At 60.5% G+C, this 458-nt stretch carries 1 protein-coding gene; it reads right to left on the reverse strand.

From position 1 onward, the window contains the following. Nucleotides 1-458, reverse strand: a 458-nt coding sequence (locus tag AC4IHP_RS27830; RefSeq protein ID WP_490833287.1) for an immunoglobulin-like domain-containing protein, incomplete at both ends; no start/stop codon positions are given.

A 458-nucleotide genomic window follows, 5' to 3' on the forward strand; every position in this document is an offset into this window, starting at 1 on the left:
GTGGTGTCGGTAACGTCGGTGACAGAAGTCGAGACCGGAGTTTTGTCCGCCACCAGATCTTCGAAATTGCCGCCGCTCACGCCAGTGATCGAGTTGGTGATCGGCGCGTTGCCGGTCAGCGCATCGTTCGAAGCGACAGCGGTTGCGGTGCCAGTAGTCTGACCAACGCCGATGGTGATGGTCTGACCGTTGGCCAGAGTCACCACAACAGGCGAACCGGTAACAGGCGCACCGACGGTGGCGGTGTAAGTCACGGTGCCGCCTTCAGCCACCGAAGTATCAGCAGTCAGTTTGACGGTCGAAGTGTCGATGGTGTCGGTGACAGTCGTGACGGCTGGAGCAGTGCTCGGTACCAGGTTCTCGAAGTTGCCACCAGTGGCACTGGTGATCGTTGCCTGCACGGAACCGGCATCTTTGTAGACGTCGTCGGACGGTGCCGGAACAGTTGCGGTGCCGGT

It is taken from the genome of Pseudomonas sp. UF-293 (assembly GCF_058245595.1).